Raw genomic sequence first — 25,118 nt, 5'->3', positions numbered from 1 at the left:
TCCATTCAGTAGAGATATAAAAGCCTCGCTGAATGGAAATTACATATTTTTAAAAGAAAAATGAATGGAGGTCAGTTAGATGGAATTTACAAAGGTAATAGATAAGCGTCGTTCGGTGAATAACTTTATAGAAGGCATCAAGATGAGCGAAGAAGATATACGTCCCATTTTGGAGGATGTTAAACTTGCTCCATCCGCCTTTAACTTACAACATGCCAATTACATCGTTGTCTTAGATGAAGAAAAAAAAGAAAAAGTAAGAGAAGCAGCATATGGGCAATATAAAGTGCACTCAGCCTCAGCGGTTGTACTTGTTTTAGGAGATAAAAAAGCCTATAAAAATACTGCTAATCTTAGTCAAGGGTTAGTAGATTTAGGAATCATTAATGCTTGTGAGTTAGAAAATATTGTAGATGAAAATACTAAGTTTTATGAAGAACGTGGCGAGGAATTTATGAAGGAGGAAGCTATTCGTAACGCTTCACTTTCAGCTATGTTATTTATGCTGGCGGCTAAAAACCGCGGATGGGATACATGTCCAATGATCGGCTTTGATCAGCAACAAATGAGAGCTCTTTTTAATGTCCCAGAAACACATGAAATTGCACTAATGATTACTATAGGTAAAGAAAAAGAAAGTAGTCGTCGTTTACGTGGTTATCGTAAACCAGTTGAGGAATTTGCTACCTATTATTAAAGAGGTATAAAATAGAAATTGTTACAAATAATAAAGAAATGTACATTTAGGGGGAAGAATTTATGAAAGTAGTAGCAATCGTAGGTAGTATCCGTAAAGAATCTTATAATATGCAATTAGCAAAATTTATTGAAAAACGTTATACAGAGAAAATTGATCTTGAAATATTAAGCTTAAAAGATGTACCCATGTATAATCAAGATATCGAAAATGAAGCACCACAATCTGTACTTGATTTTAAAGCAAAAGTAAAAGCGGCAGATGCAGTACTGTGGTTGACTCCAGAATATAATGGTACAGTGCCAGGTGTTATGGTTAACGCCATCGATTGGTTATCTCGTGTTGATAAAGTAATGATTGGCAAGCCATCATTCATGATGGGAGCATCAATGGGTAACTTAGGTACTGTAAAAGCACAATTACATTTACGAGATATTTTATTCTCACCTGGAGTAAATTCACCATTACTTAGTGGTAATGATGTTTATATTGGCGCAGTACACACTAAATTTGATGCTGAAGGCAATTTAACAGATGAGGGTACTATCAAATTCCTAGATGTAGTTATTGAAAACTTCTTAAACTGGATGGAAAAATATATTTAAAAATAAAAAACTGGGATCATCACCAAAACGTGTGGTTGATTTCCGTTCCGACTGGGCGCTTTGTAGCTGCCGCTTTGCTTTCGCTACAGAAAACATTTGCCGCTGACGCTTCGCTTTCGCGCAGAGCAGAGCTTCCTGGGGGCGTTCGATGAGCCGCTTCGCTGCAGGGTCTCGGGCCAACACGATGTTGGTCACGAAGGCGTTATCACAGGATGTGATGGTTTTAGCCTTCGTTCCTCTATCGCTGATCCCCGAGGAGTCGCCCAGTCTCCACTACAATCAACTATTTGCATAGTATACGTTTTAACAAAAGTCATCCACAACTTTTGGTGATGAACCAAAAACTGTCCAATTAAGTATGCTATATACTTTTGGACAGGTTTTTATCTCTTTATTTAATTGGAATTATTTTTAAAACTTTTTGAAGGCGGTATGCAAAAATGCCCGCGAATATAGCTAAAATAATATCCTTTGGCAAAGGAGGCATCATCCAAAGCCATGCTAGTTTATAAGTGAAAGCATCAGGAGCACTAGCCCATAGCTTGTAGGCAAAGTACATCCAATTTGTTCCTAGTAAATAATTAATAGCAGTTGCAACTAATGCAGCAACTACATAGCTTTTCTTCGTTCCACTGCGTTCTACAATAAGCCCTGCGACAAATGCAGCTAATATAAAAGAGACAATGAAACCAAATGTAGGACTTAAAATTTGTCCAAAGCCTCCGCTGAAACGTGCAAATACAGGTGCGCCTGCTAAACCGATGCACATATAAACAGTACAAGCGAGTGCCCCTTTTCTACTACCGAGAATAAGTCCTGCTAAAATAGCAAAAAATGTTTGCAATGTGATCGGTACTCCACCAACAACCATGAAAGGTACAATGGACGTAATATTAGCGCCTATCATCATCAATGTTGAAAATAGTCCAACGTATGCAATATCTACTGTTCTTAATTTTTGATGCGTATGTTCCACAACCGTTGTCATTATTTCACTCCTAAAAAGTAATGTTGATAATAATAGTGTAAAAAAATAAACCTTTTGTGTCAACCGGATAAATCTGTATGGTTAACACAAAAGGTTTTAGTTGAAGTCAAATTAAGATACTGCTTTTAAGCCCGCCACACCAATGACAATGGCGATGATACTAATAATTCGAGTTAGGTTCTTAGATTCACCGAAGAATATAATATTTACGAGTACAGCGCCAACTGTACCAATCCCAACCCAAACTACATAGGCGATGCTTAACTGTAAATAGTTAAAGGAAGCATATAAAAGTGCAAAGGACATCCCAAAGCCGCCTACATATATTAATAAATTACGTATAGTTTTGTTTTGACTATAATAGCGTAAACCTACAACACCGATAATTTCTGAAATTGCGGCTAATAAAACAAGTAACCAGCCCATTATGCATTAGCTCCTTTCTTTTCATCAAAATCTTTTGAAGGATTATCAGCTAAATTAAGACCAATAACACCCAATACTAAAATAAAAATGAAAATACCTTTAATAGCATTAAACTCACCATCAAAAATAAAAATGTCCATTAATGTAGTACCAATTGTACCGACCCCTGCAAAAGTCGCATAAACTGTGCCTGTAGGTAGGTTTTCACAAGCCTTCGATAAGAAATGAAAATCCAACGCAATTAGGGACACAATAATAATCCAATGCCACCAAGCGCTAGCAACATTAAAACCAAATATCCAAAACAATTCAAACAAACTAGTTAATCCAACATAAATCCAATCTTTTTGCATCATTAAATTCCTTTCATTTATCCATGATTATGACTGACAATCAGTCATTTTTAGTGTAAAAGAGAACGTCACTTAGGCGTGACGTAAACCGAGTGCATGATGTAAAAAGTCGAGGAGCTCAAGCTTTTGAAGTCTAATTGTTTCTTCTTCACTGTCATCATACAAATAAATTTGTTCAGCAGCAGATTCTACTAGACCGATGATAAGTTTAGAAGAACGTGTAGTATTTAGAGATTCGCGTATTGTTCCTTCTTGTTGAGCTTCGTATAAAAAATTATTCATCCATTCATAATAGGGAGCATATATATTTTCCCATTCTTTCATATGCTCAGTTTGTGTAATACCGGCATAGATAAGTGCAAATACATCTCGATATTCCTTTGTTAGTGAAAAAACAATATCTACTGATTTTTCAAGCTGCTTTGCAAAAGGCTCCTGTATTGAAATACCATCGTTTATAGCAGCAATAATCTTCTCAACCATAACTTTTGCAATGGCTGGCATAACGGAAAGCCGTGATGGGAAATAAAGATAAAATGTCCCTTGCGCAATACCTGCAGCTTTTACGATATCTGAAACCTTAGTCTTTTCAATTCCTTTTTCACGAAAAACTTCAATTGCAGCTTGAATAATTTTCTCTTCTTTTGACATGAAATCCCTCGCTTTTAGCCTGCTTATTTATTATGTTACAAAATAGCTGAAATAAAGTCAATGAAAAATGACTGACAGTCAGTCATTTATTTTTGTGTATATATGTTTCTTATTTAGGGAACTTTATTCGTGAAAGGATTTGATGAAAATGGAAGAGATAAAGATTGCGCAACTAGATCAGCAACAACTTGAAAGAATTAATGAGCTAGAAAAGAACATTGGAGTGACATTAGTAGCCTATGATTCTTCAACAATGCCATCACAGGGCGGTGCCTTTGAGTCAAATAATAGTACTCTCAGCAATCATTAATTAAGAATAAAATGCCTTGCAGCAATGTGAGGTTTTTTTATTTCATGTAAAGAGCGTATAGGGGGTTACAATGATGCAGGATTTCTATGCAGATTTACATATTCATATTGGGCGTACTTCAAGTGGACGTGCTGTTAAAATTACTGGCAGTAAAACGTTAACATTAGCAAGAATTTTAGAGACTTCAAGCGCAAGAAAGGGACTGGAGATTATTGGGATTATTGATTGTCAGTCACCAGAAGTAATGGATGAAATGGCAAAGATGATAGAACAGGGCGAACTAAAGGAGCTGGAACAGGGAGGGCTTCGTTTTCAAGAAACTACACTTATTCCAGGTTGTGAAATTGAGATTTATGATCAACATTGCCTTGGACCAATCCATGTGCTTGCTTATTTTCCAACACTTTCGCTTATGAGGGGATTTTCAAATTGGATGTCTAATTATATGAAAAATATCCATTTAAGCTCGCAGCGAATTTATTGTGATGGGCGAACATTGCAGCAAAAGGTTCATGAATTAGGTGGGCTTTTTATTCCTGCCCATGTTTTTACACCATTTAAAAGTTTGTTCGGTAAAGGTGTGCATCGTAGTTTAACAGAAGTTTTTGATCCTCAGCTTATAGATGCGATAGAGCTTGGTTTAAGCTCCGATACTGATATGGTGAGTAACATTAGAGAGCTGCAGGCATATACATTTGTCAGCAATTCTGATGCACATTCACTTGGGAAAATTGCGCGTGAGTATCAAAAATTGAGACTATCTAATGCAAATTTCACAGAATTAAAGATGGCGCTTCATGAGCAACAAGGTCGTGCAGTAACAGCCAATTATGGCTTAAATCCTTTGCTTGGTAAATATCATCAAACCGCCTGTGCAAAATGTGGTGGGCAGCTTAGCAATTCGGCAACAATTTGTACAAACTGTGGAAGCACGCAAATTATAAAAGGGGTTGCAACACGTATAAAGGAGCTTTCAGAGCAAGTGACTGATAAACGTGCACGACCACCATATATTCACCAAGTACCACTAGACTTTATTCCAGGATTAGGGCCGAAAATGATGGAACGATTACTACAAGCATTTGGTACAGAGATGAATATCTTGCATCGAGTTACGCTAGAACAACTCGAACAAATCGTGCCACATAAAATTGCCAAGATGATTGATTTAGCAAGAACGGGGCAATTGACAATCGAAGTTGGTGGTGGCGGTATTTATGGGAAGGTTCAGCTGGAATAAAAAAATAATTGCTCGTATTTAACCCATTTCTATCCTCTGTATATTAAAATGGTAATTAGTAAAAATTGGAGGAGTGAGTGTGTGCAATTATCAAGGAAATTTCGGTTTTTAGCGACTAGCGTTCTGGCATGTCAATTAGTAGTACCAATAGGTGCAAATGCTGAGGAACAAAGAGACTACATAGCGCCAAGTTGGGTAGCTCAAGCAGATTATGTAGCATTGGGTGATTCCTTAGCACATGGTATGAATGAGGTTGGAATAATCGGGTTAGGTTACACGGATTTTGTTGCACAAACTTTACAGCAAGATGGTTTCATCACTTCTTATAATAAGGGATTTGCCTATTCAGGCTATACAACGAAAGATGTACTAGATGATATACAAAATAATGTGGAAAAGCCAGTGGTAGGATTCGGCTATCAAAGTGAGAAGGTAAAGGTTCGCACATCTATTAGAGAGGCTGAAATTATTACTCTAACCGTTGGTGCCAATGATTTAATACCTATTTTAAAAGAGTCTCAGACAACTGGCATTAATACAGCAATGATGCTAAAAACTTCCCAAGGAGCAATAAAAAATATTGCTGCTATTTTAGAAGAAGTTAAGAAGATTAATCCGAGCGCTCAAATTTATGTGATGGGTTATTATAATTCTTTTCCTTACTATAGTGAGGATGTACAGCAACAATTTAAAATGCTATTAAAAGTTATGAATGCAACGATACAAACAACTGCTGAAAAAGCGGGTGCCGTTTTTGTACCGACATACGATATTGTAGCAAAAGATGTTCCAAGCTATTTACCAAATCCTGATAATATTCATTTAAGTGAAGCAGGCTATTTAGCAGTAGCGAACGAGGCGTTTTTGCCAGCGATAAAAGCAAGTACGTTATGGGATGTATCAAAAACGATTCAAGCTAATATGAAGGATAGTACAACTGTAAAAATAAGCTGGCAGGAAGCGAAGGATAATGTAGGTGTCACTAGTTACAACGTATATGTAAATGGTAAGCTAATATTGACACAAGATGCTAAAACAAACGCTATAACTTTGGATAATTTAATAGCGAATACAGCATATACGGTAGCTGTTAAAGCGGTTGATGCGGCTGGTAATGAAAGTGTTCAAAGTCCAACAGTTACTTTTACTACTGGAAGAACTTTAAGCTTTACTGATATAGAAAAGCATTGGGCAAAGGAGTTTATATTGAAGGCAGCTGAAGCGGGTATTATGAACGGGTATCCAGATGGTACGTTTAAACCTGAGCAAAGTGTTACTCGTGCACAGGCCGCTTCGATGCTTGTTAGAAGTCTCGGTTTAACGACGAAAGAAAAGGCACCGTTTACAGACATTGCAATCTATGATGTCGGAACTCAGTCAGAAATTGCAGCAGCTTATGCATATGGGCTAATTAAGGGGTCGGATGGGACGTTTAACCCAGGGCTGCCAGTTACTCGCGCTCAATTAGCAGTAATGATTAATCGTGCTTACGAATATCAGCAAAAGCAACCTTATACTGTGAAAGAGAAAGCTCCATTCTCTGATATTGCCTCTTACGATAAAGAAACAAAACATGCAATAACTATGTTGTATGAGCAAGGTATTATTATAGGTAGTGAAGGGGGATTTTCACCCGAGGCCCCTACAAAACGAGGCCATGCAGCGAAAATATTTATGAATTTTAAAAGTCTATTAAAGAAATGAAATCCTTCAAGGTAGAGGTTGTGAATAGAAACCTCTACCTTTAGACGTTTACATATGATATTTTTATTGCGATGGATATCTAGTACAGTTTAGGCGCTCATCATCAAAAGTTGGAGATAACATTAGTTGAAAAGTATGCCATATGGATAAGTTGATCTTCGTTACGGCTGGGCGACTCCTTGGGGATTAGCGATAGAGGAACAAAGGCTAAAAGCATCACATCCTGTGATAACACCTTCGTGACCAACATCCTGTTGCCCCGAGGCCCCCAGGAAGCTCTGCTCTGCGCGAAAGCGAAGCGTCAGCGGCAAATGTTTTATCTGTGCGAAAGCGAAGCGTCAGCAACAAAGGGCGCCCAGCCGGAACGGAAATCAACCTCACTTTATGGCGATGAGCCAATTTAGAATTGTAATAACGCTGAAGTGAAAATGGATCAAAGGAGAATGCGATGCTGTCATTTATTTTATCTGCGAAAAGATTGTTAGTAGGCATGTGGAAGTCATTCAAGCGTCCACAGTTTCTATCTTTGTTTACAACATTATTTTTTATCATTCTTTCAGGGACAATGTTTTATAAAGGAACGGAAGGATGGTATTGGATTGATGCCATGTATTTTGCAGTAGTGAGTTTAATTCCAACCGGTGTTGAGACGGGATTGTATCCTACTAGTAATTTTTCAAAGATATTTACGATGATTTATTTAATCGTTGGAACAGGCGTCATGTTTATTACGCTATTAATGCTCGGCAGATCAATAGTCGATTTTACAATTGAGGAAGAAAAGAAAGAACAAGCAATAAAACGTCTGAAAAAATAACAAAGCAGTTCAATAAATCTATAAGATTTACTGAACTGCTATTCTTTACTTATTTACGATAGTCTAGCAATGATGCCTTCTTCATCGTCTAAGACTAATTCGATTCCTGTTGAAAATGGATCACCATGTAGGACATCTTTAATCCATACACGTAGTGCGCCAATCATTGCTGCTGTATCGAACATCTCGATTTGACCATTAGTTTCAACTTCTGCACCGAAGCCTGTGTCATCATCGTATGTTAGTTCTACCAGTACATCCTCAGGGCGAATGTTTTTATAGTAGGCCTGAGATAAGCAAATTGCATTAATAATATCTTGCTCATTAATTATTTGTGCCATTGTGCTTCCTCTTTACGTTTCTTATCTTTAAACATATTAACAATTTTTACAACTAGCATTACGATAACCATGATAGCTGCAACGTTAATTAATAAGCCTAAAATATTACCAAGCATACCCATACCACTGAAAAGACTTCCGAATAATAAGCCAGCTAATCCACCAAGCATTAAGCCTTTCATAAGACCGCCTGAGAAGAAGCCGCCTTTCTTAGCTGTTGTATCCGTTTTGTTAGTAGAAGTTGTATTATTTTTATTTGTTGTTGCATTATTTTGGTCTTTAGATTTATCCTGAGACTTTTGGAAATTTGAGCTATTATTATTGTTTGAGAAGCCTTTTTTACCTGATTTATAGGATTTAGCTTCTGCAGTTGGTGTATCTGAGATGAACAATGTTGCACCTACAGATGCAAACATAAGTGTCGCTGCAAAAAGAGCGGCAAGAATTTTTTTCATTACTTACATTCCTCCAATATAATTTTTAGTTTTGTCATAAACTAAACTTACTAGTAATTTTACATGAACCATCTCGAAAAATAAAATAAACGCTTCCATCAATTTAAGTATATCAACAAATTTGAACAAGTAGTGACAGTTCAGTGACAGTTCTAATCCACCGAATGTTGGACAAGCATTACATAAAACGGAATTGTAGTAGAGGTTGGACCTGCGCCTAGACGTAACGGAAATCAATCCCTAGTTAAGATGATACGCTTTAAAAAGAGTGTATAAAGTGAAAGGAGTGAAACGATGATTTCAACATTATTACTGTTAATTTCAATTTTTTTAATGTTTTATATAACTGAAAAAAGACGTTTTTTCAATGCTGTAGTTCTTGGTTTTTTAGGGTTGTTTATTTTAAGCACAATATTTAGTCATTCAGTATTTCTTCCGAATGAGCAGGGGATTGTGTCGAAGATGGGTATAGTCATAATACTAGGAAGTTTCCCGAGTATTATGTTTATTTTATCGATAGCTACGTTTTTTAATAGTAAAGTTTTACTTGAAAAAGAAGGACGTAAAGTACGAAATCTATTGTTGGCTGTTTTTGGTTTGAGTTTTTTTATCATGATGATTTGGTATGTATTTGTGATTTTCATGAATATCGAAGATGATATTTGGCATATTCTTTTCTTCTATGGGTTCTTGGTTTTTGGTTATACAATGTTTTTATATACAAGCATAATGGCCTACGCCACTCTATATCATTTTACGCCTATCCTTTATGAGCCTAACTATATTATTGTGTTAGGATCAGGACTAATCGGAGATAAAGTACCACCGCTTTTAGCTAGCCGTTTAGACGAGGCAGTAAAGCAGTTTCAAAAATATGATGAACGACCTTACATTATCGTCTCAGGTGGACAGGGAAGTGATGAAAAAGTATCAGAAGCATATGCCATGAAAAAATATATAGTTGACGAACATCAAATACCGTCTCAAAAAGTATTTATGGAAGATCAATCGACAGATACTGAACAGAATATGGCATTCTCTAAGGAGATTATGGATAAGCATGCTCAAGGGGGGAAATATAGATCCTTATTTGTAACGAATAATTTTCATGTTTTTCGTGCAAGTATTTATGCCAAAAAAGCGAAGCTTGATGCACAAGGTGTTGGTTCAAAGACAGCCTTTTATTATGTACCTAATGCATTTACTCGTGAATTTATTGGTTTATTAGAAATGTATAAATGGATTCATGTCACGGTCTTTTTGTTTATTACATTGTTCATTGGATTAATATTGAGAGCGTATGTGTAACCAATTTAGAACTGTCTTCCATATAATAGTGGCAAGGCGCATTTTATTTCCATTCAGTAGAAAACTCCCACCTCTGAAGGTAGGGAGGCGAAATCGATAGTAGTGTGCGAGGGGGGAAAACGAATGTATGGGCAATTTTTAGCAAAAAAAAATAAAGAGCGAATAGGGTCTCTACAAAAGCTCGTGCAAACACAAGATACGTGTTTTTCGCAAAACATTGATTTGATAGCAGTCAAAGAAGTACAGTTAGCAACCTTGCATAAAATTGTATATCAAGTTGTGCAGGGACTATTGAAAAAAAAACAACAACGACATTTACAAATTATACATCCAGAACAGACACAGTCAGTACAGGAGAATGTGCTAACGCTTTTAGCTGAATATGATGATTTACTGCGTGAAGCAATTCCGCTCCCTATCTATATTTTCGTATGGCAAATTTCTTCACTGGAGAAGTTAGCTAATTGTGTTGAAGTTGTTGATGATGTACTTGATATATTGGAATGGTATTTAATTCATCAAAATGAGCAGGTTGAAGCATTTGACGAAGAAGATCTAGATCACGAGGTAATTATTGACTTATACAAAGATGCCATCGAAGAACAGGATGCGGATGCACAATTTCAACTTGGTGAATACTACAGTGCAATTGATGGCGCATATTTCCAACCAGAAAAGTCCGTGAAGTGGTTTGAGTTAGCAGCATCACAAGGTAATGCTGATGCACAATATGCACTAGGTAATTTTTATTTTGAAGGTATAGGTGTACAAGAAAGCTATAATATGGCCTTTTCGCTGTATGAGGCTGCAGCAAAGCAAGGGCATCCAGATGCCGCAAATAATTTAGCGGATATGTATTTTAACGGTGAGGGAGTACCAGAAAACTTGGTACTTGCGAAGAAGTGGTTCGACTTTGCCGCACAACAAGGTGTAGCAGAGGCCATGTTTACACTCGGAATAATTTACGAGCAGGGATTAGGAGTCGACAAAGACGAGGAGCAAGCCTGTAGCTATTATAAAAAATCTGCTGAAGTAGGCTATGTTGAGGCACAATATAGGCTTGGAGGAATCTATTTAGAGGGACGGTTAGGGCAAACGAAAGATGTGAACCGTGGATTATATTGGTATGAAAGAGCAGCAAAGCAATATCATGTCGATGCCTTTTATGATTTGGGCTTTATTTGGAGCCAAGGGTTAACAGGTATACGGAATATTGAAAAAGGTATTCATTGGTTTAAACAGGCTGCCCTTCAAGGTGATTCGGAAGCAAAATTACAACTAGGGCATATATACAATAAAGGGGAAGGAATAGCTAGAAATATTAAAGAGGCTATAAAATGGTATGGACTTGCAGCAGATGCAGGAAGTGCGGAGGCGGCAATTTTACTGCAAGAATTGAATGGAATGTGAGCATTTTTTATTAAAAAGTAATAGGTTTTTAGATTCAATTATCTGCTTTTGGAGTATGGGTATTAAGTATTGTTTTTCGGTGTTTATTAGGTATATATTATCGGGTTTATCTGGTTGTAAAAATATCAATATAATAAAGTGGTAATACCTCGAACTAAAACAAGGAAAAAATAAGCATAAAAAAAACAGAGATGATGTTAATTAGCTACCCAAAAGTATTGTGGTAGCTTTTTTTCTGCTTTGGATAATAAGTAAGATAACAGGTACTTTTTGTTCAATTTGTGGAAAAAAGTGTATATTTGAAAATTGACAGCTATTTATAAAATGTATAAGGTATATGAGGGATTTTGAAAGAGTAGTTAGTAGCAATAGCTAATTATAAGGTTACCATTTTTAGTTGATTGTAGCCCATAACAGAGAAAGAGTCATAAGTAATGTATATGGATAAAAATATCCTGAGGGGTTCTCACTAAAAGTTAGGGATGACAATTCACCAGGAGCGTCCAGCTGGAATGGAAATCAACTCTACGTTATGGTGATGCTTTTTTCATATTATTGGTGATTGGATTTATATTTTTCTCAGCTTTTAAAAGTACACGGCATGAAAGAGGGTAAATGTGTGATTTTTCAAAAACAGAGAAAGACAACGGCGTTAGACTTAGGGAAATATACGGTGAAAATGGATATAGCTAATCGCCAGTCAATAAAAAAGCAAATTGATATGCTCAAATTGACGAAGCGGGATTTACAATATTTAAAAGCTTTTCAACCTTTTGTAGAAAGCAATATTGATAACATTGTTCATCGATTTTATGAAATGATTGGAACTGAACGTACTTTAGTAAATATTATTAATGAACATAGTTCTGTAAATAAGCTAAAAATTACTTTACGACGTCATATTATTGAAATGTTTAATGGTACGATTGATGATGAATTTTATCAGAGGCGAGTTAAAATTGCTAAAGTACATGTCCATATCGGGCTTAAAACACAATGGTATATTTGTGCTTTTCAAGATTTAACAGCATCATTTATTGACTTAGTTGAAGAACATGTTCATCATCCAATGGATCAACTCAATACAATTAGGGCTATCTCAAAAATATCTAATTTTGAGCAACAGTTAGTTTTAGAGGCGTTCGAGCATACCATTGAGCAACTTCATGAAAAAATAGAACGTAGAAAAGAAGTGATAGAGAAAAAGATCGTAGAGTCTTCGGAAGGTCTTGCCACAATATCACAGGAAACAAACAACTCGTTTAATCGCTTAAGTGAACAATCGGATGAAATCAAACAACTAGCAAAACAATCACTTCAAGTGTCGACTATGGCTGAGAGTCAGGCATTAGAAGGTCGTGAACGCTTAAAGAATCAATCGCAAAATATGAGTAATATTATTTACTCGCTTGATGGTATAGCGGAAAATATTACACAGTTGGCAGATATGTCAAGGGAAATGGAATCGATTGTGAATGTTGTGACAAATATTGCAAATCAGACGAACTTGTTGGCTTTAAATGCGGCAATAGAAGCGGCTCGTGCTGGAGAAGCGGGTAAAGGCTTTAGTGTTGTGGCAGATGAAGTGAGAAAACTATCGATTCAAACAAAGGAATCTGTAACATCGGTTGCGACATTACTACACAAAACGAATGAGCGGACAGATAAACTTGTCCATTCGCTTAGTAATATTCAAGAAGAGGTAGCTTCTGGTGAGGAAAATATGGTTCAAACAGAAGGACAATTTACTAACATATTGGACGCTATGACCGAAGCCAAAGAACAAAATGGTCAGATGGAAAAAGAAGTACAAGCAATAGTAGAAGTACTAAGTCAATTAGGTATTGCCTTTAATGAAGTGAAAAATTCTGCTGAAGAACTTGCTAGCTTTGCACAAAATTTACATTGATGAAGTGAAAAACAAGAGACAAAGCAAATAAGGTGCTTCACACCTGTAGTGTATAAATAACACTATATCAACTGTTAATATATAATATCCGCTAGGTAGATAAAAGATACCGGCGATTATATGCTGTTAAATTCAATATATGCAAATTGAACATAGAAAAAATGGAGCTATCCCATGAACTGGATAGCTCCATTTTTGCTAAATTTGTAAAGGGTTTAACGTAATTTTCGTTAAAAAAAGTTTATACTGAATAAAGAACTAAAAATAGGGGCGGTTAATATGAAAACAGTTGTTGTATTAGGTGGCGGAATTACGGGATTGTGTACGATGCATTATTTACAACGCCAAGTTCAGGAGAAAAACTTACATGTAAAGCTTGTACTCGTTGAAAAGAATACATACCTTGGTGGCAAGCTTCACTCTGCGAATGAACAAGGCTTTATTATGGAAACAGGAGCAGATTCTATAGTAGCGCGTCATAAAGGTGTCATGGAGTTAGTAAAGGAACTTAATTTTGAACAAAATCTTGTGTACAACGAAACGGGTATTTCGTATATTTACACAAATAATGAGCTACATGCTATCCCATCAGACTCAACGTTCGGTATTCCTATGAGCTTACAATCTCTTGAGGAAAGTACGCTTGTATCAGAGAAAGGTAAAAAAGAGGCATTAAAAGATTTAACTATGCCAAATGAAGTGTTTACAAAGGAAAGTTCGATTGGGGAATTTTTAACTTACTATTTAGGTGAGGAGCTTGTTCAAAACCAAATAGCGCCCGTACTTGCAGGTGTATATTCAGGAGATTTAAATCAGCTTTCAATTGCTTCCACTTTACCGTATTTAATCGATTACAAAAACGATTACGGTAGTATTATTAAAGGCTTCGATGCAAACAGGGAACAATTTGTGAAAGCTGCTAATAAAAAATTTATTTCATTTAAAAATGGTTTATCATCACTAATTGATCGACTTGAAGAAACATTAACGGATGTAGAAATTATAAAAGGAATTGCCACTACCAGTGTTAAGAAGCAGGAGAATCAATACGCTGTTACATTAGCAAACGGTAAAATGATTGAAGCAAATCATGTTGTAATGGCACTACCAAATGAGGCGGTACAAAGTTTATTGCAGGATGAATCTTTGAACGGCTATTTTGAACAATTCAATACTGCATCCGCCATTACGATTTACTTAGGATTTGATGTACCTGATAATAGGTTACCCGCGGATGGAACGGGCTATATTGTGTCACATAATTCGAATGTTATTTGTAATGCAGCAACGTGGACAAGTCGCAAGTGGAAACATACTTCAGCAGAAGGAAAATTACTTGTACGACTTTTTTATAAGAGCATTAACCCTGAGTATGAGAGATTGCGTTTGATGTCAGATGAAGAGTTAGCAGCTGTTGCTCTAGAGGATGTAAGAAAAAGCTTGGGGATTGAGGAAACACCAACTATTGTTGGCGTGACAAAATGGATCGACCAGATGCCAAAGTATGATTTGGCACATCGTGAAGCGTTGCAAGGTCTCTTACAAGAGCTTGAGAAAAACTATCCGAACTTATCAATAGCGGGGTGCTCTTATTTCGGAGTAGGCATAGGTGCGTGTATTCAAAATGGTAAAAAAATTGGTGAGGAGCTTGCTGAAAAACTATCGTAATTGTTTGAATTGATAAAATCAATTATGCCTCGGCATAATTGCGTCTGGAATCGGCTTTGTGCTTAGGCCTGCACGATGCAGGTCAGTTAGCCGTTATCGCATGGATGCGATGATTTTAGGCTAACATCCTTTAAGAAACTCCTTTCCGATTTTGTGACATCCGCCGGAGGCTTTGGGCCAACATGATGTTGGTCACTCAGTCGTTGCCACAGGACGTGGCGTTCTTAGACTGAGTTCCTCTATTTCAGCGGGTGTTTGGACACACGTTGAAAAGTAACTTAAATTCGCATTCATCTCACCACCTATAGAGGTGAGAGACTTTTGAACCTGTCGCTACGCTTTCGGTACATAAAACATTGCTGAAAGAAGTTAATATATAATGTTTTTCGTAAAAATTATCCTCTGTTCTGTGAAATAGTCTTGACTCAATCGTTCGTAAACGATATGATTCTTTTAATTATTTAAAAAATTCATACTACATTCTTATCAAGAGAAGCTGAGGGACTGGCCCTATGAAGCTTCAGCAACCAACTTATTGTCAGGTGCTAAATCCAGAAGACCATTGTGTCGAAGATGAGAAGGAAAAACAATTACGAAACGTTAAAGCCTTCTTTTTATGTAAAAGAAGGCTTTTTTATTTTTTATAAATAATGGAAGAGAGGCTAGTTTTATGGGATTGCTTGAAAGGTTAAAAACGCATGTTCTTACTGCAGATGGTGCAATTGGTACAGTTTTATACGGCTATGGTTTGGAGTATTGCCATGAGGAAATGAATATACAAAAACCTGAATTAATTGAAAAGATTCATAGAGAATACATAGCAGCTGGTGCTGATGTCATTCAAACGAACACTTACGGAGCTAATGCCATAAAATTAGCCCGCTACGGATTAGAATCTCGTGTGCAGCAGTTTAATGAGGCCGCTATAACAATTGCAAAACGAGCAGCAGCAGATGGTGGACAGTTTGTCTTAGGTACTATTGGGGGAATCCGTGGTATTCGAAAAAGTGATGCAACGTTAGAGGAAATTTTAGCAACAGTTGATGAGCAGGCAACGGTTTTACTTGCAGGAAATCCAGATGGCCTTTTACTTGAAACATATTATGATTTTGAAGAGCTAACAGCGACTTTAACGATGCTACGAGCTAAAACTAAATTACCGATTATTGCTCAAGTTTCTATGCATGAACCAGGGATTTTGCAAAATGGAATGAGCTTAAATAACGCCCTACATGAGCTTGAAGCTCTAGGTGCTGATATTGTAGGTGTTAACTGTCGTTTAGGGCCTCACCATACTATACAAGCATTTGAAGGTGTAGAGCTTCCTAAGAAGGCATTTATGTCAGCGTATCCGAACGCCTCTCTTCTTGATTTGGAGGATGGCCGTGTCGTTTATGAGTCAGAGGCAGATTATTTTGGTCGAGCAGCAGTAGAGCTTCGCGATCAAGGGGTACGTTTAATTGGTGGTTGCTGTGGTACGACACCAAAGCATATTGCTGCAGCGAAAAAGTACTTAGAGGAGCTATCTCCGGTCGAGGAAAAGGTTGCAAAGCCAGAAAAAGTAGAAGTTGTACGTGAGGCAGAGCCACCAAATTATGAGCCATTACATGTAAAAGTAAAACGTGAACGCTCAGTTATAGTGGAGTTAGATACACCAAGACATTTAGAAATCGAAGGTTTTATTGCAGGTGCGAAAAAAATATATGAGGCTGGCGCAGATGTAGTCATGATGGCAGATAATTCACTTGCTTCTCCAAGGATTAGTAATGTCGCAATGGGTGCCTTACTGAAAGAAACGCACGGGGTACGACCGTTAACTCATATAACATGCCGAGATCGTAATTTAATTGGTCTCCAATCACATTTAATGGGATTAAATGCACTAGGGATTCACGATATTTTAGCAGTGACTGGAGATCCAACAAAGGTAGGCGATTTCCCAGGGGCCACAAGCGTTTATGACGTATCTTCAATGGAGCTAATTCAATTGATAAAACAGTTAAATGAAGGTGTATCGTTCTCAGGGAAACCACTTCGTAAAAAGGCGAATTTCTCTGTAGCGGCTGCCTTTAATCCTAATGTACGTGTACTGGATCGCGCTGTGTCTAGATTAGAAAAGAAAATTGAACATGGAGCAGATTATTTTATTTCACAGCCCGTTTATTCAAAGGAAAAAATCGTGGAAATTTACGAGGCGACAAAGCATTTAGAAACACCAATTTATATAGGTATTATGCCAGTAACGAGCTATAAAAGTGCGGAGTTTTTACATCATGAAGTGCCAGGCATCAAACTATCGGAGGATGCGTTAGCACGTATGAAAGCTTGTGGCGATGATAAGGAACGCGCAACACTAGAAGGGATTGCAATTGCCAAGGAATTAGTAGAAGTAGCAGCGGAATATTTCAATGGTATTTACCTCATCACACCATTTTTACGCTATGACATGACACTAGAACTGATGAAATTTATTGAGCAATTGGATGAACAGAAAAAAGGGGTAAGTATAAATGGCTAAGCACTTGATTGAAGAACAACTTGAGAAACGAATTTTAATTCTTGATGGCGCAATGGGTACAATGCTACAAAATGAAAATTTATCAGCAGAAGATTTTGGCGGCGAGGAATATGATGGCTGTAATGAAAATCTTGTGCTAACTAGACCAGATGTGCTTGAAAAAGTTCATAGAAAATATTTAGAGGCTGGAGCAGATATTATTTGTACAAATACATTTGGAAGTACACCACTTGTATTAAATGAATATGATCTTGGTGCGAAGGCAGAAGAAATCAATACACGTGCTGTAGAAATTGCACGTAAAGTAGTAGATGAGTTTTCTACATCCGATTGGCCACGTTTTGTAGCGGGGGCTATGGGACCAACTACAAAAACCTTGTCAGTTACAGGTGGTATTACATTTGATGAGTTAGAGGAAAACTTCTATGTTCAGGCCAAGGCATTAATCGAAGCTGGGGCGGACGTTCTGTTGCTTGAAACTAGTCAGGATATGTTGAATGTTAAGGCAGGAACATTGGGGGTATCTCGTGCTTTTAAGGCAACTGAAAAAGAGCTACCTGTGATGATATCTGGAACAATTGAACCGATGGGAACAACATTGGCCGGCCAAACAATTGATGCTTTTTACATTTCCATCGAGCATATTAAGCCATTATCAGTTGGTTTAAACTGTGCAACGGGACCAGAGTTTATGACGGACCATATCCGTTCACTAGCAGAGCTATCAACAGGCTATATTAGCTGTTACCCGAATGCAGGTTTACCTGACGAGGAAGGCTGCTATCATGAGTCACCTGAATCGCTGTCACAAAAGCTAAAAGGCTTTGCAGAAAAGGGCTGGCTAAATATTGTCGGGGGCTGCTGTGGTACAACGCCAGCGCATATTGTCGCTATTCGAGAAGTGCTAAAGGACGAAAAGCCTCGCCAATTACCAGACGCAACACATGGTCATGTAGTATCAGGTATAGAGCCATTGGTGTATGACGATTCTATGCGTCCATTATTTATTGGAGAACGGACAAATGTCATCGGCTCTCGTAAGTTTAAAAATTTAATTATAGATGGGAAGTTTGAGGAAGCAGCAGAAGTCGCGCGAGCTCAGGTGAAAAATGGTGCACATGTTATCGATATTTGTTTAGCAAATCCTGACCGCGATGAACTAGAGGATATGCGTGGCTTTATGCAGGAGGTTGTCAAAAAAGTAAAAGTACCTCTTGTGATTGACTCAACAGATGAAAAAGTAATTGAGGAAGCACTTAAGTTTTCTCAAGGGAAAGCCATTATTAACTCTATTAACCTAGAAGATGGCGAGGAGCGCTTTGACGCAGTTTTACCGCTAGTGAAAAAATATGGGGCCTCTTTAGTAGTCGGTACAATTGATGAACAAGGTATGGCGGTTGATCGACATCGCAAGCTAGAGATTGCTGAGCGTTCCTATAAATTGTTAACAGAAAAGTGGGGTATTGCTCCTGAAGATATTATCTTTGATCCACTAATGTTCCCAGTAGGTACGGGAGATGAACAGTATATTGGCTCAGCAATTGAAACAGTGGAAGGCATTCGCCTGATTAAAGAAAAATTGCCACGTACATTAACGGTGCTTGGTGTCAGTAATATTTCATTCGGATTACCACCCGTAGGTCGTGAAGTATTGAATGCCGTATATTTATATCACTGTACACAAGCTGGTTTAGATTATGCAATTGTGAATACGGAGAAGCTAGAACGTTATGCATCCATTCCTGAGGAGGAAATTAAGCTAGCCAATGATTTACTCTTCCATACAAATGATGAAACATTAGCAGTCTTCACAGATTTCTATCGTGATAAAAAGAAGGAAAAAACAGAGGCGGATATTCCGAAAACAGTAGAAGGTCGTTTAGCTTACTATATTTTAGAGGGGACAAAGGAAGGGCTTATTGAAGATTTAGATGCTGCTCGTGAAACTTTTGAAACACCACTTGCTATTATTAATGGGCCATTAATGGACGGAATGGCAGAGGTTGGTCGTTTATTTAACGATAATCAGCTCATCGTAGCAGAGGTGTTACAATCAGCAGGGGTTATGAAGGCAGCAGTGGCACATTTAGAGCAATTTATGGAGAAAGATGAAGAGAGTTCTGGCAAGGGTAAAATGGTACTTGCTACTGTCAAAGGCGATGTGCATGATATTGGGAAAAACCTTGTCGATATTATTTTAAGTAATAATGGCTATAAGGTGATTGATCTTGGCATTAAAGTAACACCTGCTCAGTTAATAGAAACGATTCGCAAGGAGAAGCCAGATTTCATCGGGCTTTCAGGCTTACTGGTAAAATCAGCGCAACAAATGGTTATTACAGCTCAAGATTTCAAGGAAGCGGGTATTGACGTACCTATTTTAGTAGGGGGAGCGGCATTATCTCGTCGCTTTACTGAAACAAAAATCGCCGGCGAATATAATGGTCCTGTTATTTATTCAAAGGATGCGATGCAAGGATTAGAGCAGGTAAATCGGTTAATGGGGACAGATACACGTGCTGATTTCTTAGTTGAAATTGAGGAATCTCGCAAAAAACGCTTAGAGGCAGACGAAAAAAGAGCGGCTCGCCCTGCAAAAGAAATAACTGTAAAGCCTGTGCGCACGGTAAAGGGAGCATCTGTCTTTCTTCCAGCTGATTTGCGACGCCATGTAAAGAAAGAATATGCTGTTTCGCATTTATATCCATATGTTAATATGAGGACATTACTTGGACATCACCTAGGCTTAAAAGGGCAAGTACAGCAATTACTTGATACTGGCGATGCAAGAGCAACAGAGTTAAAAGATTTAGTCGACGATTATTTACAAAGTGACCTATTAAAGCCATCGGGTATGTATCAGTTTTTCCCTGCACAAGCAGATGGAGATGCTGTAGTCGTTTATGATCCAGCAGATAGCAAAACAGAAATTGAACGATTTACCTTCCCACGTCAGCAAGTTGAACCGTTTTTATGTCTTGCAGATTTCTTAAAAACAGTTGAAAGCGGTGAAATGGACTATATTGCCTTAATGGTAGTAACAGCTGGACAAGGTGTTATGGTGAAGGCCCGTCAGCTAAAAGAGGAAGGGAAATTCCTTGAAAGCCATGCATTACAATCTACAGCCCTTGAACTTGCGGAAGGCTTTGCAGAGCGTATGCACCAAGAAATTCGTGATCAATGGGGCTTCCCAGATGCGACAGATTTTACAATGCGTGATCGTTTCGCAGCAAAATATCAAGGACAGCGCTTCTCATTTGGCTATCCTGCATGTCCGAACTTGGAGGATCAAGAGAAATTGTTTGGCATATTAAAACCAGAGGACATTGGTGTGCACTTAACGGAAGGCTTTATGATGGAGCCGGAAGCTTCTGTTTCAGCGATGGTCTTTGCACATCCAGATGCTCGATATTTTAATGTGTAATGCTAGAAAAAGTGGTATAACTTTATGTAATGAGGGTAAAGCCTCGGCATAATTGAAGTAGGACGTGAGCATGATGATTCGATTAATGGAAGAGAAAGATTTACCTGGTTTTTTAGATATTTACAATGACATTATTTTAACGAGCAAAGCCGTTTATCGATATGAAACTCAATCGTTAGAAGAAAAAAGACGATGGTTCAAGGAGCAACAAACAATCGGTAATCCACTGCTAGTCTTTGACGTAAATGGCACAGTAGCCGGCTTTGCAACATATAATCAGTTCCGTCCATATCCAGGCTATAAGCACACAATGGAGCATTCTGTATATGTGCATAAGGATCATTATCAAAAGGGAATCGCTATACAATTAATGCATGAGCTTATTCGAATTGCTAAAGAGCAAGATGTGAAAACACTCGTAGCGGGCATTGATGGTGAAAACATCGGAAGCATTAAAGTACATGAAAAACTAGGCTTCGAATATGCGGGTACAATAAAAAACGCAGGCTATAAATTTGGACAGTGGCTAGATCTTGTATTTTATCAGCTACAGTTAACTGGACCAAAAGAATAGAAAGAGTATGACATGTCATACTCTTTCTTTATAATATGTGAATCCTAGCTATACTTTTTTTGTTCAGCTTGCCTACTCATACTAATGCTACGTTTAAAAGCTTATCACCAAAAGTTGGGGATGAAATATGCATTGTATAATAGGTTGATCTTCGTTACGACTGGGCGACTCCTCGGGGATCAGCGATAGAGAAACGAAGGCTAAAACCATCACATCCTGTGATAATGCCTTCGTGACCAACATCGTGTTGGCCCAAGACCCTGGAGCGAGCCAGTAGGGGAACGAAGGCTAAGAGCATCACGTCCTGTGATAACGCCTTCGTGACCAACATTGTGTTGGCCCAAGCGGCTCATCGGACGCTCCTAGGAAAGCGCCCAGCCGGAACGGAAATCAACTCCACTTTATGGTTAGGAGCCATATTTAATTTATTTTATTCCTTTGTACACATGATAAAAGGATATGACAAATGTCATATCCTTTTTATGATGTTTGCTTCTGTTGCATGATTGTACTCTTGTTTTATGATGAGGTCATAAGGAAAAGGAAACGAGGGAGTAAAAATAATGGCAACAGATAAAGAAAAAACAAAAAAACTGCGCCAGGACATCGCGCCATTTGCGAAATCTGACACAGCTAAAAGTATTTTTCAAATGGCGAATACGATTATACCTTTAATAGCTCTATGGGTAGCCGGCTATATGTTAGTGGATGTTTCGCCATGGTTAACAGCTGGGTTAAGTGTAATTTCTGCTGGATTTGTCGTACGAACTTTTATTATTTTCCATGATTGTACACACGGTTCATTTTTCAAAAGTAAAAAAGCAAACGACTGGGTTGGTTTTGTAACTGGGGTGTTAACATCATTCCCATATGAAAAATGGAAACGTGAGCATACAATTCACCACGCAACTAGCTCGAACTTAGATAAGCGTGGTATCGGTGATATTGATATGATGACAGTGGAAGAATATATACAAGCATCTAAAGGGCAACGTTTATGGTATCGTTTTTACCGTAATCCATTCGTAATGTTTGGCTTAGGTCCAGTTTTTATGGTGTTAATTTTAAATCGTCGTAATCGAAATGACGCTAAACAAAAAGAACGTTTTAACACGTATTTAACAAATGTAGTCCTCGTGGGAATCTGTGTTGCCTTAATTTATTTTATGGGGTGGCAAGCATTTTTATTAGTGCATGTAGTAACAATGTTTGTTGCTGCTTCTCTAGGCATTTGGTTATTTTTTATCCAACATACGTATGAAGATTCTTATTTTGAGCATGACTCAGAGTGGGATTATGTAAAGGCTGCTGTTGAAGGTAGCTCGTATTATAAATTACCAAAGCTATTACAATGGGCTACAGGCAATATTGGCTTCCACCATGTACATCATTTAGCTCCACGTGTACCGAACTATAATCTTGAACAGGCGCATAATGATATACCGCCATTACACACTGCAACGACTATTACGTTACGTAAAAGTCTAGAATCATTACGCTACAAGTTATATGATGAAGATCAAGGCAAGTTTGTAACCTTTAAAGAAGTTAATGAAATAATCAAGCGAAAAGAAAGAGGCAGTTTAGCTGCTTAGTAAATTTTTTTCAGCCATCTCTTCTAAGGGATGGCTGTTTTACGTAAACATTGTACAACAAGCGTTGTAAAAATCATGTGCAGGCATAAAATAAATTTTCTTGTTATAATGAGGGAAAACTAGGAAAGAGCGTGAGATTATGTTGAGGAGATGGCAAAGCATTATTCCGAATAGTCCTATGCTCAGTATATATTTATGGATTATTTTCTGTTTCCTACCGTTTTTCTTCATTTTTAGAAAATCATCTTATATAGAAATATCAATTGGTATTACATTTTTAATGCTATATTTTATTTTCTATCGGTTTTCCATGAATTCGAAAAACGGTCTTGTATATATGTGGATTAGCTTTGAAATGGTCATTAATATCGTTATGACCATAATGTATGGCTATGTATATTTATCAATTTTCACAGCTTTCTTTATTGGAAATATTCGTAAACCCGTTGGCTTCTATATTATATATGGTCTACATATTGCTTTTACGGTTATTTCTACAGGTGTTGGCTTCTTCGTTGAGCTAAACTTATTTTTATCACAATTACCATTTGTTGTTTTAACGATTTTAGCGGTTGTGCTTCTCCCACTAACGATTTATTCAAAAAATAAACGCGAAAATTTAGAAGGTCAGCTTGAGACAGCTAATGAACGAATAGCTGAGTTAATTGTTTTTGAAGAACGCCAACGTATTGCTCGGGATTTACATGATACTCTCGGTCAAAAGTTGTCGATGATCGGCTTAAAAAGTGACTTAGCTTCAAGATTAATTGAACGTGATCCACAACAGGCTCTAACAGAGATAAAGGATATTCGTCAAACGGCGAGTATCGCATTAAAAGAGGTACGTGAATTAGTATCGGGTATGCGAACGGCTAGGTTTGAGGACGAGATTATGCGTATTGCCCAAATATTAAAGGCTGCTGAAATGGAGTTTGTATTTGATGGTGATAAAGATACATTACAAGCTCCTCCGCTTGTAGAAAATGTATTATCCATGTGTTTAAAAGAGGCAGTCAATAATGTCGTTAAGCATAGTGGTGCTACAAAATGCGAAATCGCCTTTCATCAAAATTTTAAGGAAGTATATTTAGTTGTTCGTGACAATGGGCAAGGAATCACCAAAAAGCAAGCTTGGAAAACTGGTAACGGATTAAAGGGAATGCGAGAACGGTTAGAGTTTATAAACGGTTCTTTTACAATCGAAAGTGAAGAGGGCACTACATTAACAGTGTCGATTCCAGTGGCGATTACGCATCAGAAGGTCAAAGAAAATCTGAAGAACATATAAGAAATGAGGACTGTGACATGATACGAATTGTAATTGCTGAAGATCAGGGTATGCTATTAGGTGCACTCCGTTCATTACTTAGTATGGAGGATGATATGGAGGTCGTCGGCTTAGCAAAAAATGGTGAGGAAGCATTGGCGCTTGTTGAAGAGCATCAGCCTGATATTTGTATTATGGATATTGAAATGCCAGTAAAAACTGGATTGGATGCTGCCGAGGAACTGCATGGCACAGGTTCTAATTGTAAAGTGATTATATTAACGACATTTGCAAGGCCTGGTTATTTTGAGCGTGCAAGAAAGGCCAGCGTTCGTGGCTATCTACTAAAGGATAGTCCGATAGAAGAATTGGCCAGTGCCATTCGCACAATTATGGACGGCAAAAGAATATATGCGCCTGAACTCGTTGATTTTGTCTATGAGGATGATAGTGAAAATCCTTTAACTGACCGTGAGAGCCAGGTACTGACACTTGTTGCAGAGGGGAAGACGACAAAAGAAATTGCTGCAGAATTATTTTTATCAGCAGGGACTGTCCGCAACTATATCTCCACTATTTTAGAAAAATTAAATGTTGGGAATCGTATTGAAGCCATTGCACGTTTTAAGGAAAAAGGGTGGAATAAGTAAACAACATCAAAAGAGGCTGAAACATAACTGGTCAAAATCTTAAAAAGCGCGAGAAAAGTAGAATGATGTACTAGAAGATACATTCTATATGAAGAGGTTGATTGGAGTGGATGCTGGGCGACTCCTCGGGGATCAGCGATAGAGGAACGAAGGCTAAAAGCATCACATCCTGTGATAACGCCTTCGTGACCAACATCCTGTTGGCCCG

The 25,118-nt window shown here is 37.7% G+C and carries 22 protein-coding genes and 1 riboswitch; of the genes, 16 read left to right on the top strand and 6 right to left on the bottom strand.

The genetic code is table 11. From position 1 onward, the window contains the following. The first annotated feature begins 79 nt into the window (after positions 1 to 79). Both ACQKN2_RS18990 and ACQKN2_RS18985 read left to right on the top strand, forming a co-directional pair. A complete protein-coding gene (locus ACQKN2_RS18990; RefSeq protein WP_427416324.1) occupies positions 80 to 697 on the top strand; it encodes a nitroreductase family protein in 618 nt (205 codons plus the stop codon). 62 nt (positions 698 to 759) lie between these two features. Continuing rightward, the gene (locus ACQKN2_RS18985; RefSeq protein WP_427416323.1) at positions 760 to 1,302 is read left to right on the top strand and encodes an NADPH-dependent FMN reductase; all 543 of its coding nucleotides are present in this window, start codon (positions 760 to 762) and stop codon (positions 1,300 to 1,302) included. A 391-nt stretch (positions 1,303 to 1,693) separates the two neighbouring features. Here the strand turns inward: ACQKN2_RS18985 and ACQKN2_RS18980 are convergent, their stop codons facing one another. The 4 genes from ACQKN2_RS18980 to ACQKN2_RS18965 form a co-directional block, all read right to left on the bottom strand. Then, complete coding sequence (locus tag ACQKN2_RS18980) at positions 1,694 to 2,290, bottom strand: biotin transporter BioY (RefSeq protein WP_323651118.1); 597 nt, start codon at positions 2,288 to 2,290, stop codon at positions 1,694 to 1,696. A gap of 111 nt (positions 2,291 to 2,401) precedes the next feature. Beyond that, entirely contained in the window at positions 2,402 to 2,716 is a 315-nt protein-coding gene (locus ACQKN2_RS18975; protein ID WP_323651121.1) for a DMT family transporter, read from the bottom strand. Beyond that, on the bottom strand, positions 2,716 to 3,069 hold the full coding sequence (locus ACQKN2_RS18970; protein WP_323651122.1) for a DMT family transporter: 354 nt from the start codon (positions 3,067 to 3,069) through the stop codon (positions 2,716 to 2,718). The genes ACQKN2_RS18975 and ACQKN2_RS18970 overlap by 1 nt, the downstream gene beginning before the upstream one ends. Before the next feature lie 72 nt (positions 3,070 to 3,141). Beyond that, positions 3,142 to 3,720 carry a TetR family transcriptional regulator gene (locus ACQKN2_RS18965; protein WP_427416322.1) on the bottom strand — a complete coding sequence of 193 codons (579 nt, stop codon included), beginning with the start codon at positions 3,718 to 3,720 and terminating at the stop codon, positions 3,142 to 3,144. Positions 3,721 to 3,868: 148 nt separating this feature from the next. Between ACQKN2_RS18965 and ACQKN2_RS18960 the strand changes: the two genes are divergently transcribed. The 4 genes from ACQKN2_RS18960 (at position 3,869) to ACQKN2_RS18945 (ending at position 7,791) form a co-directional block, all read left to right on the top strand. Then, the gene (locus ACQKN2_RS18960) at positions 3,869 to 4,030 is read left to right on the top strand and encodes a hypothetical protein (protein WP_427416321.1); all 162 of its coding nucleotides are present in this window, start codon (positions 3,869 to 3,871) and stop codon (positions 4,028 to 4,030) included. Between the two features lie 73 nt (positions 4,031 to 4,103). Further along, the gene (locus ACQKN2_RS18955; RefSeq protein ID WP_427416351.1) at positions 4,104 to 5,270 is read left to right on the top strand and encodes an endonuclease Q family protein; all 1,167 of its coding nucleotides are present in this window, start codon (positions 4,104 to 4,106) and stop codon (positions 5,268 to 5,270) included. Between the two features lie 81 nt (positions 5,271 to 5,351). Further along, the gene (locus tag ACQKN2_RS18950; protein ID WP_427416320.1) at positions 5,352 to 6,974 is read left to right on the top strand and encodes an S-layer homology domain-containing protein; all 1,623 of its coding nucleotides are present in this window, start codon (positions 5,352 to 5,354) and stop codon (positions 6,972 to 6,974) included. Positions 6,975 to 7,422: 448 nt separating this feature from the next. Next, positions 7,423 to 7,791, top strand: a complete 369-nt coding sequence (locus tag ACQKN2_RS18945; protein WP_349661944.1) for a potassium channel family protein — start codon at positions 7,423 to 7,425, stop codon at positions 7,789 to 7,791. Between the two features lie 53 nt (positions 7,792 to 7,844). Here ACQKN2_RS18945 and ACQKN2_RS18940 read toward each other — a convergent pair whose 3' ends face one another. Both ACQKN2_RS18940 and ACQKN2_RS18935 read right to left on the bottom strand, forming a co-directional pair. Beyond that, positions 7,845 to 8,132, bottom strand: coding sequence for a DUF2653 family protein (locus tag ACQKN2_RS18940; protein WP_400729991.1), 288 nt, complete (start codon positions 8,130 to 8,132; stop codon positions 7,845 to 7,847). Next, positions 8,120 to 8,587, bottom strand: a complete 468-nt coding sequence (locus tag ACQKN2_RS18935) for a hypothetical protein (RefSeq protein ID WP_427416319.1) — start codon at positions 8,585 to 8,587, stop codon at positions 8,120 to 8,122. Before ACQKN2_RS18935 ends, ACQKN2_RS18940 begins: the two co-directional genes overlap by 13 nt. Positions 8,588 to 8,881: 294 nt before the next feature. Between ACQKN2_RS18935 and ACQKN2_RS18930 the strand changes: the two genes are divergently transcribed. The 10 genes from ACQKN2_RS18930 (at position 8,882) to ACQKN2_RS18885 (ending at position 24,910) form a co-directional block, all read left to right on the top strand. Beyond that, on the top strand, positions 8,882 to 9,895 hold the full coding sequence (locus ACQKN2_RS18930; RefSeq protein ID WP_427416318.1) for a YdcF family protein: 1,014 nt from the start codon (positions 8,882 to 8,884) through the stop codon (positions 9,893 to 9,895). A gap of 123 nt (positions 9,896 to 10,018) precedes the next feature. Beyond that, complete coding sequence (locus ACQKN2_RS18925) at positions 10,019 to 11,305, top strand: SEL1-like repeat protein (RefSeq protein WP_427416317.1); 1,287 nt, start codon at positions 10,019 to 10,021, stop codon at positions 11,303 to 11,305. A gap of 619 nt (positions 11,306 to 11,924) precedes the next feature. Continuing rightward, on the top strand, positions 11,925 to 13,214 hold the full coding sequence (locus ACQKN2_RS18920; protein WP_427416316.1) for a protoglobin domain-containing protein: 1,290 nt from the start codon (positions 11,925 to 11,927) through the stop codon (positions 13,212 to 13,214). Positions 13,215 to 13,493: 279 nt separating this feature from the next. Further along, a complete protein-coding gene (locus ACQKN2_RS18915; RefSeq protein ID WP_427416315.1) occupies positions 13,494 to 14,882 on the top strand; it encodes a protoporphyrinogen oxidase in 1,389 nt (462 codons plus the stop codon). Between the two features lie 480 nt (positions 14,883 to 15,362). Further along, a riboswitch (SAM riboswitch) is annotated at positions 15,363 to 15,462 on the top strand. A 90-nt stretch (positions 15,463 to 15,552) separates the two neighbouring features. Beyond that, positions 15,553 to 17,400: a bifunctional homocysteine S-methyltransferase/methylenetetrahydrofolate reductase gene (locus tag ACQKN2_RS18910; RefSeq protein ID WP_427416314.1), complete on the top strand. Its 1,848-nt coding sequence runs from the start codon at positions 15,553 to 15,555 to the stop codon at positions 17,398 to 17,400. Further along, positions 17,393 to 20,824, top strand: a complete 3,432-nt coding sequence (gene metH / locus ACQKN2_RS18905; protein ID WP_427416313.1) for a methionine synthase — start codon at positions 17,393 to 17,395, stop codon at positions 20,822 to 20,824. Before ACQKN2_RS18910 ends, metH begins: the two co-directional genes overlap by 8 nt. Positions 20,825 to 20,897: 73 nt before the next feature. Next, on the top strand, positions 20,898 to 21,398 hold the full coding sequence (locus ACQKN2_RS18900; protein WP_427416350.1) for an N-acetyltransferase family protein: 501 nt from the start codon (positions 20,898 to 20,900) through the stop codon (positions 21,396 to 21,398). Positions 21,399 to 21,961: 563 nt separating this feature from the next. Continuing rightward, the gene (locus ACQKN2_RS18895; protein WP_427416312.1) at positions 21,962 to 22,993 is read left to right on the top strand and encodes a fatty acid desaturase; all 1,032 of its coding nucleotides are present in this window, start codon (positions 21,962 to 21,964) and stop codon (positions 22,991 to 22,993) included. A gap of 139 nt (positions 22,994 to 23,132) precedes the next feature. Next, positions 23,133 to 24,281: a sensor histidine kinase gene (locus tag ACQKN2_RS18890; RefSeq protein WP_427416311.1), complete on the top strand. Its 1,149-nt coding sequence runs from the start codon at positions 23,133 to 23,135 to the stop codon at positions 24,279 to 24,281. 17 nt (positions 24,282 to 24,298) lie between these two features. Next, on the top strand, positions 24,299 to 24,910 hold the full coding sequence (locus ACQKN2_RS18885; RefSeq protein ID WP_323651140.1) for a response regulator transcription factor: 612 nt from the start codon (positions 24,299 to 24,301) through the stop codon (positions 24,908 to 24,910). Positions 24,911 to 25,118: the final 208 nt, after the last annotated feature.

Origin of the sequence: Lysinibacillus sp. NPDC093688 (assembly GCF_050280145.1) — a bacterium.
Taxonomy (GTDB): domain Bacteria; phylum Bacillota; class Bacilli; order Bacillales_A; family Planococcaceae; genus Lysinibacillus; species Lysinibacillus xylanilyticus_B.
Note: the sequence above shows the minus strand (reverse complement) of the source record. Positions and strands in the feature narration are given on the sequence as shown.